Raw genomic sequence first — 12,638 nt, 5'->3', positions numbered from 1 at the left:
CGGCGGCGGGCCGGGGGCGCTGATGTGTCGCCACCTGGCCTACCTGGGGCCGCCGGTCACCCTGGCCGAGCTGTTGTTCGACCCTCCGCACTCGCTGGTGCGGCAGTCCTGGGCGCCCCGTGACATGCGCGGCGGCGGCACGATCAACGCCGACGGGTTCGGTGTCGGCTGGTACCCGGGTGAGGGTGAGCCGGTGCGCTACCGACGGGCGCAGCCGATCTGGAGCGACCCGACCATCGCCCAACTGGCGGCGGTGACCCGCAGCGCGGCGGTGGTGGCGGCGGTGCGCTCGGCCACGGTCGGGATGGCGGTGCTCGACGGCGCGGCGGCGCCCTTCGCCGAGGGGCGGTGGCTGTTCAGCCACAACGGTGTGGTCCGCGGCTGGCCGGACGCCGTGGTGCCGCTCGCCGCCGGTCTGCCGGTGCGTGACCTGCTCACTCTGGACGCCACCACTGACTCGGCGCTGCTCTGGGCGCTGGTGCGGCATCGGTTGCGCGCCGGTGCCGACCCGGTCGAGGCGGTCGGGCGGACGGTGACCGACGTCGCCGCCGCCGCCCCCGGGTCGCGGCTCAACCTGCTGCTCACCGACGGGCACCGGGTGGTGGCGAGCGTGGCGGGGCACGCGTTGTCGGTCCGCGAGACACCGGGTTCGGTGCTGCTCGCCTCCGAGCCGCACGACGACGATCCCGGGTGGCGGTCGGTGCCGGAGGGGCACCTCGTCGTCGCCACCGCGGGTGAGGCGCGGGTACGCCCACTGCCGGCCCCGGTGAGCCGCGCCGGGCAGGCACGCACAGGCTGATCGAACGAAAGGAGCGAACCGATGACCGCGGAACCCCTGGAGGTCTACCTCGAAGAGGGTGACCTGGAGCGTGGCCTGCGCGACGACGTCCGGGCCGGGCTGAGCGCCGGGCGGAAGTGGCTGCCGCCGAAGTGGTTCTACGACGCGCGGGGCAGCGAACTCTTCGAGGAGATCACCCGACTGCCCGAGTACTACCCGACCCGGGCCGAGCGGGCCGTGCTGGCCGCGCACGCGCCCGACATCGCGACGCTGACCGGGGCCAAGACGCTCATCGAGTTGGGCTCCGGTTCGTCGGAGAAGACCCGGCTGTTGCTGGACGCCTTCACCCGCCGCGGTGGGCTGGGCACGTTCGTCCCCCTCGACGTGTCGGTCAGTGCGCTGCGCGGGTCCACCGCCCAGATCGCGGCCGACTATCCCCGCCTGCGGGTGCGGGGCATCGTGGGGGACTTCACCCGCCAACTGGACCGGCTGCCCACCGGCGGTCGGCGGCTCGTGGTGTTCCTCGGCGGCACCATCGGCAACCTGTTGCCCGCCGAGCGGGCCGACTTCCTGACGGCGATGCGCGCCGCGCTGGAGGTCGGCGACTGGTTGTTGCTCGGCACGGACCTGGTGAAGGACCCGTCGGTGATCGTGCCGGCGTACGACGACGCCGCCGGGGTCACCGCCGAGTTCAACCGCAACGTGCTGCACGTGATCAATCGGGAGTTGGGCGCCGATTTCGACCCGGCGGCGTTCGAGCACGTCGCCGTGTGGGATCCGGACCACGAGTGGATCGAGATGCGGTTGCGGGCGACCCGGCCGATGAGCGTGCGGGTGCTGGGGCTGACAGTCGATTTCGCGGCGGGGGAGGAGCTGCGTACCGAGGTCTCGGCGAAGTTCCACCGGGAGGGGATCGCCGCGGAACTGGCCAGCGCCGGCTTCGCCACCGCGGAGTTCTGGACCGACCCGGACGCGCTCTTCGGCGTCACGCTGGCGCGGGCGCGGTGAGCCTGTCCACCCGGCTCGGCCGGGCCGGGCGGTGATCCGATAGGCTGATCACGCGAAGGGGAGTAGCCCCCAATGTCGTGGTCGACATACTGGTGCGTTCCGCATCCGGCCACGCGGCCCCGGTTTTCCCGGGGCGGGCGAGACCTTCGACTCAGGCTGTTGCAGCCGGGTCGAGGGCGCCCCTGTACCTCCTCCCGGCGTGAACGGGAAGGACGTCATGGAGGGATTTTTCGCCGCGCTGGTCGTCAGCTTCGGCGTCATCTTCGTCGCCGAGCTGGGGGACAAGTCCCAGCTGATGGCGCTGACCTTCGCCACGCGGTTCAAACCGATTCCGGTGCTGATCGGCATCACGGTCGCCACCGCGGTGGTGCACCTGGCGTCGGTCGCCATCGGCGCGGGTCTCGGGGCGGTGCTGCCGACTGAGTGGATCTCCCTGGTTGCCGGCGTGGCGTTCCTCGGGTTCGGCGCCTGGACGTTACGCGGGGACAAGCTCACCGAGGAGGAGAAGCGCAAGGCGGAGAAGACCAACAAGACCGCGCTGGTGGCGGTGTCGGTGGCGTTCTTCCTCGCCGAGCTGGGCGACAAGACGATGCTCGCCACGATCACGCTCGCCACCAAGTACGGCTGGTTCGGCACCTGGCTCGGCTCCACCATCGGCATGGTGGCCGCGGACGCGCTGGCAATCCTGGTCGGCCGGATGCTCGGCCGGCGGCTGCCGGAGAAGACCATCAAGTACGGCGCCGCGATCCTCTTCGCCATCTCCGGTCTCTGGCTGATCCTGGAAGCGGTGAATGAGCTGACCTGAGCGCCGACTAGCTGCCCGGAGGGCGGGTAACGGCCCGGGGTGGAGCCGGCCGAGTTGTTGCGCCAGGGCGACCAGGTGCTGGTTGCCGTGGTGGAGGTGGCCGGCGCGCTGGTGATCTTCGTGGGCGCGGTGTGGGCGGCGGTGCGGTTCGTTGTCGAAGGGCTGCGACACCGCAGCGCCGCCCGCTTCACGCCGATCCGGCTCTCGCTGGGCCGCTTTCTGACCCTCGGCCTGGAATTCCAGCTGGCGGCCGACGTGCTGCGCACGGCGGTGTCCCCGTCGTTCACGCAGATCGGCCAACTGGCCGCGATCGCGACGATCCGAACGGCGTTGAACTACTTCCTGGGCCGCGAGATCCGTCAGGAGCAGCGTCAGGTGGCCGAGGGGGAGCGTCAATCGTGACGGGCACCCTGGTCACGGTGGTCACCGCCGTGGCGCTGGTCGCCGGAGTGCTCACCACGCTCACCACCGGGGCGCTGCGCAGCGGCGTCCGGGTACTGCTGGACCTGCTCACCGCGGCCGGCCTGCTCCGGCTTGCCGGCGAGCCGGGTTGGAACGGCCTGGCCGGCGCGGTGGCGATCATCGCCCTGCGTCAGCTGCTCGGGGCGGCGCTCAGCGGCCCACCCCCATGGTCCGGCCGACAATCCCCGGCGCGCTGCGCCGCGGACGATCACCACCTACCGTTGGCCTCGACAGGTGAAACGGGAAAAGCGGGAGGATGACCACATGAGCCGGCACGACGAACCGAACGAGTACGGCTACGCCGGCGGTGCCACCGCCCCGGAGCCGCCGCCCGGCGGTAAGGCCGATGAGCAGGATCGCGTCGAGGCGGTGGCGGTGCCGGGCGACGACCTCACCGGGCCGGCGGCCGAGGCGCTGGTCGAGGAGACCGAGGACCTGCCGCCCGCCGACCGTCGCCACTGAGCGCAAGCCCGCGCCGTTGGTGCGGCGGCGCGGCACGACGGTGACCCGCGCTCGCCGCGCCGCCCCTCGGCGCTTCGCGTCAGCCGTGGCGCGTCCGCGTTGTTCAGCGTGCGTCGGGGTGTTGGTAGACGTCGGGTACGCCGTCCCCGTCGGCGTCCAGCCGCTCCCGCTGCGCCACCCTCCGGTAGGCCGCGTTGCGGCGTCTGAGCACGGCGGCGGCCAACCCGGCGGAGATCACCGAGCCGAGCAGCACGGCAGCCTTGACCCGGTCGTCGGCAGTGCTGCCCGCCCCGAACGCCAGGTCGCCGATGAGCAGCGAGACGGTGAAGCCGACGCCGGCCAGCAGGGCGATCCCGAGCAGGTCGACCCAGGTGATGTCCTCGTCCAGTTCGGCGCGGGTGAACCGGGCCAGCAGGTACGTCGAGCCGAAGATGCCGATGCTCTTGCCGAACACCAGGGCGGCGACGATGGCGATCACGATCGGGTCGCTCAGCAGGGCGCCCAGGTCGGTGCCGCGTAGGGTGACCCCGGCGGCGAAAAGGGCGAAGATCGGCACCGCGAAGCCGGCCGACACGGGCCGCCAGCGGTGTTCCAGGCGGGCGGCGAGCCCACCCTCGCCCGCCTCTGCGCTGGCGCTGGCCGGCTGGCCGCCGTCCGCCCGTCGGCGGGCGAGCACCGGGACCGTGAAGCCGAGCAGGACACCGGCGACAGTGGCGTGCACGCCCGAGGCGTGCATCAGTGTCCAGGCGGCGATCGCGAGGGGGATCAGCGCCCACCACCAGGTGCGCCCCCGCTGCACCAGCACCGCGAAGAGCCCGATCGGCGCGAACGCGGCGAGCAGCGGAACGGGATGAAAGTCGGCGGTGTAGAAGATCGCGATGATGGTGATCGCGAACAGGTCGTCGACCACCGCGAGGGTGAGCAGGAATGCGCGTAGCCCCTGGGGCAGATGTGAGCTGACCACAGCGAGTACGGCGAGCGCGAATGCGATGTCGGTGGCGGTCGGAATGGCCCACCCGCGCAGGCCCTCCCCGCCCCCGCTCAGCACCACCGCCACGTAGATCAGCGCCGGCAGCACCATCCCGCCGAGCGCGGCCGCCATCGGTAGGGCGGCTCGGCGCGGGTCGCGGAGGTCACCGGCGACGAACTCCCGTTTGAGCTCCAGGCCCACCACGAAGAAGAAGATGGCCAGCAGGCCGTCCGCCGCCCAGGTGGCCAGGTCCAGGTCGAGGTGCCAGGGCGCGCCGGGCCAGGGCACCACGTCGCCGAGGCGGGTGTACGAGTCGGACCACGGGGAGTTGGCCCAGACCAGCGCGATCACGGCGCCTGACAGCAGTAGCGCGCCACCGACGGTCTCGGTGCGCAGCACGTCGGCCAGGTGCCGGGCCTCCGGCCAGGACGATCGGGAGAACAGCCGGATCTTCGGCGGACGCGGGTCGGCTGGCGGGGTGGGGGAGGTCAACTTCGGGCTCACCTACAGGAGTCGGGACGGCAGGAATCCACTCGCCGACCAGACTTCCCGGCACACCGCTGTCGACCCTATCCGGAGGTGCGGTCGGCGGCGACCGCTGGGCCGATCGGACGCCGTCCGATCGGCCTTCGACTTTTTTCCCGGTTGTCGCCGCTGCCGAATGGACGTTTGTCGGGTTGGTCATGCGGGCGCACATCTCGCCGCCGGAATATAGGTAACTCCGGACATAAGCCGCATGAGCCGCTTTAATGGTTTCACGAGTTTAGAGACGACCTTGGGGGTTTTCGTGAAGTTATTTGCCGTAACCGGACCGGCACGGGGGCGCTCCTGATGGACCTGCTCCGCCAATTGCGCCACGTGCGTCGGCACTGGTGGGTCGCGCTGGTCACGGTCATGGTGGCTCTCGGCGTCTCGGCGTTCCTGACCGTACGGGCCCAACCCCGGTACGTCGCCTCGGTGACCTTCTTCGTCACCACCCCCAACACCGGCGTCACCGACGCCTACCAGGGCGGGCTCTTCCTCCAGCAGCGCGTCAAGTCGTACGCCGACCTGCTCAGCAGCGACCGGCTGGCGCAGAGCGTGGTGGCCGAGACTCCGGTCGGCCTCACCGCCGACGAGGTGCAGCGTCGGGTGAGCACCTCCACCGAGACCGGCACCGTTCTGCTGCGGGCATCGGTCACCGACACCGACCAGACCCGCGCTTTGCGCGTGACGGAGACCCTCGCCAACAAGTTCGTCGAGCTCGTACAGAAGGTGGAGACGACGCCGGAGGGCAAGGCGCCCATCAAGATCGAGGTGGTCAGTGGCCCGCGGGTCAGCGCCGACCCCGTCTCGCCGCAGCCGGTTCGCAACCTCACCCTCGGTGGCCTGATCGGCCTGATCCTCGGCATCGGTCTGGCGATCCTGCGCGGCGTCGCCGACGTCCGACTGCGCGACGCCGCCGGCCTGCAACGCGCCACCGGCAGCCCGCTGCTCGGTGAGATTCCGTTCGAGGCCAACGCCCGCAGCGCTCCGCTCATCGTGGGCGACGCCGCGACCTCGGCGCGCGCCGAGGCGGTCCGCAAGTTGCGGACCAACCTGCGCTTCGTGGACGTCCACGAGCCGGCCCGGGTCATCGCGGTGACCAGTGCCCTTCAGGGCGAGGGCAAGACCACCCTCTCCTGCAACCTGGCCATCGCGTTGGCCGAGGCGGGCTGGCGGGTGCTGCTTGTCGACGCCGATCTGCGCCGCCCGAAGGTCGACGACTACCTGGGCCTGGACGCCGGCGTCGGCCTCACCGACGTGCTGGTGGGCGACGTGAAGGTGGGCGACGTCGTGCAGCGCTGGGGCGACAAGTCCCTGCTGGTGCTGCCCAGCGGGTCAGCCCCGCCGAACCCGAGCGAGCTGCTCGGCTCCAAGGCCATGTCGGACCTGTTGCTGGCGCTGCGCGAGTCGGCGGACATCGTGATCATCGACACCGCGCCGCTGCTGGCGGTGACCGACGGCGTGGTGGTGGCCGTGCAGGCCGACGGCGCGCTGTTGGTGACCCAGCAGGGCCGTACCTCGCGGACCCAGGTCGCCGCGGCGGCCCGGTCACTGCACTCGGTTTCGGTCCGGCTGCTCGGCTGTGTGCTGAACATGGCGAAGGTGGCCAAGGCCGAGGCGTACCAGTACGAGGCCTACCGGGTGGTGGCCTCGACGGCCGAGACGTCGGTGCCGGCCGACCGGGCCGCGTCCGGCCGGCACAGCGCGACCGCCGACGGGGTCAACGGGGTCCCCGACCACACCCAGGAACTCACCCGGCTGCCCCGATGAGTGCGGCGAGGGGTCGCAGCGACCGTTCGATCTCCTCGGCGCAGCGTCTGAAGTCGGCCGCGGTACCGCCGATCGGGTCCCGAAGGTCGTCCTCGTCCGGGGCGGCGGGTTGCAGCCGTCCCCGGGCCTGGGCGGCGGCGGCGATCGCCGCCCGCAGCGGGTCGTCGGCCGAGTCGGTGGGCGGCTCGGCCGCCGCGGCCAGCCGGCCGAACTGGCGCAACGTGAACGTCCGGTGCAGCGCGCCCGGCGCCAACGCGGTGCAGACCGAGCGTTGGCGTCGGGTCGCGGTCAGCACGAGCGTCGCGTCGACCAGATACTCGGGGCGCAACCCCCGGGTCCGGAACGCCGCCGGGTCGGTGCCACTCTCGGTCGCGACCTCCAGGGCGTACGGGTGCATGGCCAGCCCGTCGATCGCGTCGGTGCCGGCGCTGGCCACCTCGACGGGTCGGTCGGCCAGCAGCCGGCGGGCCAGGTACTCGGCCATCGGTGACCGGCACAGGTTGGCGTGGCAGACGAACAACACGCGATCAGCCATCGGTGCCCCTCTCATCGGTACGGACACCGCAGCGCGCACCGCGAGGGCGGTGCGTCGACGCCGGTGGCCGCGCGGGGAGGGGTTGTCGGCATCGTACGCGCGCCGCACGCCGGCCGGTCGTGGTGCCGCGCCGGTCGCCGGCGATCCCTGTGGGGCGGGGGCGCACCGGTGAAGATCGGCATCCTGTCGTACCACTTTCCGCCCGAGCCGGCGTTCATCCCGGGGAGCCTCGCCGAGGAGTTGGCCGCGCGTGGGCACGAGGTACGGGTCCTCACCGGCTTTCCGGACTACCCCGGTGGCCACGTCTATCCCGGCTGGCGACAGCGGTGGCACCACGAGACGCACAGCCAACGGCTGAGTGTTCGACGGGTGCCCCGGTACCCCGGGGCTGCCGCGTCCGTCGGTGGCCGGATGGCCAGTTACCTCTCCTTCGCCGGCAGCGCGGGGCTCGTTGCACGCCGGTTCCTGGGCGACGTGGACGCGCTCTACGTCTTTCAACTGCCCGCCACGACGTTCGCCGCCGCCGCGGTGCTCCGGTTGCTCGGGCGGGTGCCGGCGGTACTGCACGTGCAGGACGTCTGGACCAGCGACGGCGCGGACGAGGGGGGCGAGGGGCGCTGGGCGGCGCGGATGGGCAGCACGATGACCCGGATCTACCGGACCGCGGCGCGAATCGCGGTCGCGGCGCCGTCGATGCGGGACCTGGTGGTCGCCGCCGGCGCCGACCCGGCCCGGGTCCGGCTGGTGCTGAACTGGACCGACGAGCGGATCTTCTACCCGGCGACACCCGGCGCGGCGGCCCGCCAGTTGGTCCGTCGCGACGGTCGGTGCGTGGTGATGCACGCCGGGACCATCGGGGCGCGGCAGGGACTGGAGACAGCGGTCCGTGCGGCCGCGGCACTGGACCGGACGATGGATCTGGTCCTGGTCGGTTCGGGCGCGGCGGAGCGGCGGGTGCGGGGGCTCGCCGCCGAGTTGGGCGCGGAGAACGTCCGTTTCCTGGAGCGGCGGTCACCGGTCGACATGCCCGAGCTGTACGCCGCCGCCGACTACCAGCTGGTCATGTTGCGCGACCTTCCGGAGCTGCGCGGCACGGTACCCGGCAAACTCCAGGCCGCGCTCTCCTGCGCCGCGCCGGTGATCGCGTCAGCGGGTGGGGACACGGCCGAGCTTGTCGAACGGGTTCGGGCTGGGTTGTCCTGCCCGCCCGAGGACTGGGCGGTATTGGCCGACAGGTTCTGGTTGGCAGCCACCATTGCGCCGCCGACCCGCACCGAGATGGGTCGCCGGGGGCGGGCCGCGTACCTGCGCGAGATGTCGCTGCCGGCCGGCGTGGACCAGATCGAACGGCTGTTGCACGAGGCGGCCGGACGGGTCACTGAGCCCGCTACGGCACCACGAAGAAAGCTCGCCTAAAGGGCGAGAAATGCAATAACGGTACGAACTTCCCTCAGGCGTGCTAAGAACGTCAGGGAATCGACCTTCTGTCCGGTTCCGCGAATGGGAGTTAGGTGTGACGGTGAGCGAACGTCCGATCCGGCGGCGGAGCCGGTCCCGGCGTCGTCGGCGGGCCCGACTGCGACGGGCCCTCCTTGGCGCCCTGGTGGTGGGCTCGCTGCTACTGGCGACGGCCGGGTGGATCGGCTTCCGCGGCTGGCAGGCGCGCACTCACCTGCTCAACGCCGCTGGCCTGGCCCGAGAGTTGAGCGCCCAGATCGTCGGTGGGGACACCGACCGCGCCCTGCGGACGCTCGCCGCCCTCCAGGAGCAGGCCGGCGCGGCCCGCTCGGCAACGGCCGACCCGGGTTGGCAGCTCGGACGGCGTACGCCGATCGCCGGCGACGACCTCGACGCCGTCGCGCAGATCGCCGTCGCCATTGACGAACTGGCCCGGCACGCGTTCCCGACCCTGCTCCGGACGGACCTGGCCAGCCTGGTGCCGACCGGCGGCGGGGTGGACCTCGCCCGGCTCGCCGCCGTCTCCACGGAGCTGACCGGGGTGCACGAGTCGGTGCAACGTACCCGCCAGAACCTGGCGGCGGTGCCAGCCGACAGCCTGGTCAGCCAGATCCGGCAGGCGCTGAGCGATCTGCGCGACGAGATCGACCGGTTGGCCAGCCTCACCACGGCTGCCGACCAGGGTGCCCGCCTCCTCCCGCCGCTGCTCGGCGCGAACGGCCCACGCCGCTACCTGCTCGTCTCGCAGAACCTCGCCGAGTTGCGCGCCACCGGCGGCATGTTCGGCGCGTACGCGATGATCGAGGCGGAGAACGGCAAGGTCAAGATGGGCAAGCAGGGCAGCACGTCCTCGCTCGGTCAGTTCACCCCGGCGTTGAAGGTGCCCGCCGAGACCAGGGCCCTCTGGACGGACCTGCCCGGCATCTACCCCGCCGACGTCAACCTGTCCCCGCACTTCCCGACCGCCGCCACGCTGTACCGCGAGATGTTCCGGCGCAAGACCGGCACCACTGTCGACGGCGTGCTCGCCGTCGATCCGGTGGTGCTGTCCTACCTGCTCAAGGCGACCGGCCCGGTGCTGGTGCCCGGCGGCGTCCCGCTCGCCAGCGAGAAGGTCGTACAGACCCTGCTGAACGACAGCTACCAGCGCCTCGACGTCAAACAGCAGGACGAGTTCTTCGCGGCGTCGGCGTCGGCGGTGTTCGACGCCTTCTTCAAGAAGAATGTCAACCCACGGGTGTTGTTGTCCGCATTTGACCGTGCTATCACTGAACGCCGGATATTGTTCTGGAGTGCCCGACCTGAGGAACAGCGGACATTCGGCGAAAGCCGGATGGCCGGGACGCTTCCGGAACAGGACACCGTGCCGACCGTCGGCGTGTTCCTCAACGACGGCAGCGGCGCGAAGCTCGGCTACTACCTGCGGCCGACGGCGAACCTGACGGTCGGCGAATGCCGATCGGACGGTCGCCGTGAGCTCCGGCTGCGGGTGACCCTGCGCTCAACGGCGCCGAAGTCCGGACTTAGCAAATCCGTGCTCGGCCTCGGCCTGGCTGGCGATCCGTACACCGCCCGAACGTTGGTGTCGATCTTCAGTCCGGCTGGTGGAGCGGTGCTGGAGGCCCGACTGGACGGGGCCGAGACGGCGCTTGGCAGCGGCACCGAACGCCGCCGCCAGGTAGCCACGGCCAGCGTCGACGTCGGCCCCGGCGCCGAGAGAGCGCTGGAGGTCACCGTGCTGACGGCCAAGACCGGCGTCGGGCAGGCCGAGCTGTGGCTGACCCCCACCGCCAGCCCCTGGACCACCCAAGTTCATTCCGCACCAAGCTGTGATCAGTAGGAGGGAACCAATCATGCGGCTATCCCGCATCATCATGGCGCTCACGGTCGGCCTGGCCGTGGTGGCCGTGCCGACGGCAGCGGGGGCGGCACAGCCGCAGCCGACGCCCAGCGCCACCACCGACCCGCCGCAACCGCCGCCGTACCCGCCGACCGCCGCGTCGCTGACCGTCAACCGCCCGACGATCTTCCTGGGCGAGACGGTGGTGCTGACCGGCACCAACTTCGGCCCGAACGAGACCGTCGACATCACCGTGACTGTCACTCCGCAGGCCGCTCCGGCCGGCGGTGCGGCTCCGGCTCGCCGCAGCGACGGCAGCACCGTGGCCATGGCCCCGGTGGCCTACCAGGCGAGCGCGCCTCTGCACTTCACGGCGTACACCGACGGTCAGGGTCGCTTCACCAAGAGCTACAAGCCGTCGGTGACGGGTCTGCTGACCTTCACCGCCACGGGCCGGGAGTCCGGCCGTACCGCCACCACCGAGCTGCGGGTGCTGCACAAGAAGCAGCCGCTGCCCGTCACGGGTGACAGCCTCGGCACGCCCATGAAGCTCGGTGGCGGCCTGGTCGGCGCCGGAGCGGTGATGCTGCTGCTGACCCTGGCCTGGCGTCGCCGCCAGCGCTTCGGTGGTGCGGCGCACTAATCCACACCACCGGGCTGCGCCCGGTTAGCACTCAAGCTGGCGCCCGTCGGAACACTCCGACGGGCGCCAGCCTGTTCAGACGTCCAGTGCCGCCGCGTCGAGCCTCAGCCCGGCCCGAACCTTTCGCCGGCGACAGTCTCTTCCCAGGCGGGGTGGGTCACATCCGCGAATGGCCGTCACTGCCATCACCGTGCGGGCGCCGCCCGGTCTGTGCGCCCGCCATGTTCCGATGGGCACGATGTCCGCCTTACCGCCTTTGCGCAGGTCGCTTCATTCGTGATGGACTCGGGTTTCGTGAAGTCGGGGTGCCCGGTTGTCCGGAATGCCCCGAATTCTGGGAAGCCGAGTGGATCAAGCGGGCGACGGCCGGTTCGACGCCGTGGGCCCGGCGCCGGATGGGTGGTTTGCCCGTTGGTGGGTGTTTGTGGGGTGTGGTCGGGCGCACTCGTGGGCCGGAATCATGGCCGGGCCGGGGTCGTTACACACCCTGACGATCGCAGCACCACCGACCCGCCGCCGGACCCCTGACGGCTGGTCGCGCAGGTTGGAATGCCAGCCTCCACCGGGTCGTTACAGTCCCCACGAACGACCACCGGGCACCGCCTCGACGAGGGTGCTGATGGATGGGCCGACCCGGAATGACCCCGGCCCTCCGGTCGTTACAGATGGACCCGGCGCCACGAGCCCCGCTCGCCAGGTCGCCGACCTAGACGCCCGACCAGGCGTCACCCCCCAAGACTTATCGCAGCGCCGGACGAGGTGCTCACACCCTTGCCGCCGTCCCCCCTTTGGCGGTGCGGGTGTTCTACCCCCGAAGGAGCTACCCCCATGAACACGATCATGCGTAAGAGCGTGCTGTCTGTTGCTGGTCTCGCGTTCGCCGGTGGTGTGTTCGCCGGCCCGGTCGCCCACGTGGCCAACCCGGTCGACGCCAAGCCCGTGGCGGTTGCGGTGCAGGCCGACAAGCCCGACATCAGCAAGCTGATCCCGCACGGCACGCAGGGCGAGCAGTCCCGGATCCCCCTGAACGATGAGCAGACGGCGAATGTGAAGGCGATCATCGCGGCCACGAAGAAGGCCGGTCTGCCAGAGCGGGCCGCGGTCATCTCGATCGCGACGAGCTTGCAGGAGTCGAAGCTGGAGAACCTGGGTCACCTGGGTGACCGGAACGACCATGACTCGCTGGGCCTGTTCCAGCAGCGCCCGAGTTCGGGTTGGGGTACTCCGGAGCAGATCACCGACCCCGAGTACTCGACGACCGCGTTCTTGAAGGGTCTGAAGCAGGTCGACGGGTGGCAGGACATGCCGCTGACCGACGCCGCGCAGACGGTGCAGGTGTCGGCCTACCCGGACGCCTACGCCCAGTGGGAGCAGCAGGCCGC

13 protein-coding genes are annotated in these 12,638 nt (G+C 71.3%); 11 read left to right on the top strand and 2 right to left on the bottom strand.

Features of this window, described 5'->3' with window-relative positions; all coding sequences use genetic code 11:
• The first annotated feature begins 22 nt into the window (after nucleotides 1-22).
• The 6 genes from egtC (at nucleotide 23) to ABZ794_RS24315 (ending at nucleotide 3,515) form a co-directional block, all read left to right on the top strand.
• Nucleotides 23-799, top strand: a complete 777-nt coding sequence (gene egtC / locus ABZ794_RS24340) for an ergothioneine biosynthesis protein EgtC (RefSeq protein WP_238688906.1) — start codon at nucleotides 23-25, stop codon at nucleotides 797-799.
• A gap of 21 nt (nucleotides 800-820) precedes the next feature.
• On the top strand, nucleotides 821-1,786 hold the full coding sequence (gene egtD, locus ABZ794_RS24335) for an L-histidine N(alpha)-methyltransferase (protein WP_238688907.1): 966 nt from the start codon (nucleotides 821-823) through the stop codon (nucleotides 1,784-1,786).
• A 217-nt stretch (nucleotides 1,787-2,003) separates the two neighbouring features.
• Entirely contained in the window at nucleotides 2,004-2,591 is a 588-nt protein-coding gene (locus ABZ794_RS24330; protein WP_145785637.1) for a TMEM165/GDT1 family protein, read from the top strand.
• A 39-nt stretch (nucleotides 2,592-2,630) separates the two neighbouring features.
• Nucleotides 2,631-2,993 (top strand): DUF1622 domain-containing protein, encoded by a 363-nt coding sequence (locus tag ABZ794_RS24325; RefSeq protein WP_238685702.1) that lies wholly within the window; start codon nucleotides 2,631-2,633, stop codon nucleotides 2,991-2,993.
• Entirely contained in the window at nucleotides 2,990-3,313 is a 324-nt protein-coding gene (locus ABZ794_RS24320; protein WP_210786265.1) for a hypothetical protein, read from the top strand. Before ABZ794_RS24325 ends, ABZ794_RS24320 begins: the two co-directional genes overlap by 4 nt.
• A gap of 4 nt (nucleotides 3,314-3,317) precedes the next feature.
• The gene (locus ABZ794_RS24315) at nucleotides 3,318-3,515 is read left to right on the top strand and encodes a hypothetical protein (RefSeq protein WP_210786264.1); all 198 of its coding nucleotides are present in this window, start codon (nucleotides 3,318-3,320) and stop codon (nucleotides 3,513-3,515) included.
• 103 nt (nucleotides 3,516-3,618) lie between these two features.
• Here the strand turns inward: ABZ794_RS24315 and nhaA are convergent, their stop codons facing one another.
• Nucleotides 3,619-4,989: a Na+/H+ antiporter NhaA gene (gene nhaA / locus ABZ794_RS24310; RefSeq protein WP_238688908.1), complete on the bottom strand. Its 1,371-nt coding sequence runs from the start codon at nucleotides 4,987-4,989 to the stop codon at nucleotides 3,619-3,621.
• A gap of 327 nt (nucleotides 4,990-5,316) precedes the next feature.
• Between nhaA and ABZ794_RS24305 the strand changes: the two genes are divergently transcribed.
• Entirely contained in the window at nucleotides 5,317-6,780 is a 1,464-nt protein-coding gene (locus tag ABZ794_RS24305; RefSeq protein WP_210787564.1) for a polysaccharide biosynthesis tyrosine autokinase, read from the top strand.
• Here ABZ794_RS24305 and ABZ794_RS24300 read toward each other — a convergent pair.
• On the bottom strand, nucleotides 6,761-7,315 hold the full coding sequence (locus ABZ794_RS24300; RefSeq protein ID WP_357517716.1) for a low molecular weight phosphatase family protein: 555 nt from the start codon (nucleotides 7,313-7,315) through the stop codon (nucleotides 6,761-6,763). The two genes, ABZ794_RS24305 and ABZ794_RS24300, sit on opposite strands and share 20 nt — an antisense overlap.
• A gap of 168 nt (nucleotides 7,316-7,483) precedes the next feature.
• Here ABZ794_RS24300 and ABZ794_RS24295 point away from each other — a divergent pair, with 168 nt between their 5' ends.
• From ABZ794_RS24295 to ABZ794_RS24280, 4 genes are all read left to right on the top strand, one after another.
• Complete coding sequence (locus ABZ794_RS24295; RefSeq protein ID WP_238688909.1) at nucleotides 7,484-8,731, top strand: glycosyltransferase family 4 protein; 1,248 nt, start codon at nucleotides 7,484-7,486, stop codon at nucleotides 8,729-8,731.
• Nucleotides 8,732-8,834: 103 nt separating this feature from the next.
• Nucleotides 8,835-10,613 (top strand): DUF4012 domain-containing protein, encoded by a 1,779-nt coding sequence (locus ABZ794_RS24290; protein ID WP_238688910.1) that lies wholly within the window; start codon nucleotides 8,835-8,837, stop codon nucleotides 10,611-10,613.
• Nucleotides 10,614-10,626: 13 nt separating this feature from the next.
• Entirely contained in the window at nucleotides 10,627-11,256 is a 630-nt protein-coding gene (locus tag ABZ794_RS24285) for a hypothetical protein (RefSeq protein WP_210783762.1), read from the top strand.
• 828 nt (nucleotides 11,257-12,084) lie between these two features.
• Nucleotides 12,085-12,638, top strand: a 554-nt coding sequence (locus tag ABZ794_RS24280; RefSeq protein ID WP_357517712.1) for a hypothetical protein, incomplete at its 3' end; no start/stop codon positions are given.

The sequence above is a fragment of the Micromonospora sp. NPDC047187 genome (assembly GCF_040643355.1).
Lineage (GTDB): Bacteria > Actinomycetota > Actinomycetes > Mycobacteriales > Micromonosporaceae > Micromonospora > Micromonospora salmantinae.
Note: the sequence above shows the minus strand (reverse complement) of the source record. Positions and strands in the feature narration are given on the sequence as shown.

Coding starts and splice junctions, on each gene's coding strand:
- egtD (WP_238688907.1), top strand. CDS start 821: ATGACCGCGGAACCCCTGGAGGTCTACCTCGAAGAGGGTGACCTGGAG.
- ABZ794_RS24315 (WP_210786264.1), top strand. CDS start 3,318: ATGAGCCGGCACGACGAACCGAACGAGTACGGCTACGCCGGCGGTGCC.
- egtC (WP_238688906.1), top strand. CDS start 23: ATGTGTCGCCACCTGGCCTACCTGGGGCCGCCGGTCACCCTGGCCGAG.
- ABZ794_RS24330 (WP_145785637.1), top strand. CDS start 2,004: ATGGAGGGATTTTTCGCCGCGCTGGTCGTCAGCTTCGGCGTCATCTTC.
- ABZ794_RS24305 (WP_210787564.1), top strand. CDS start 5,317: ATGGACCTGCTCCGCCAATTGCGCCACGTGCGTCGGCACTGGTGGGTC.
- ABZ794_RS24300 (WP_357517716.1), bottom strand. CDS start 7,315: ATGGCTGATCGCGTGTTGTTCGTCTGCCACGCCAACCTGTGCCGGTCA.
- ABZ794_RS24285 (WP_210783762.1), top strand. CDS start 10,627: ATGCGGCTATCCCGCATCATCATGGCGCTCACGGTCGGCCTGGCCGTG.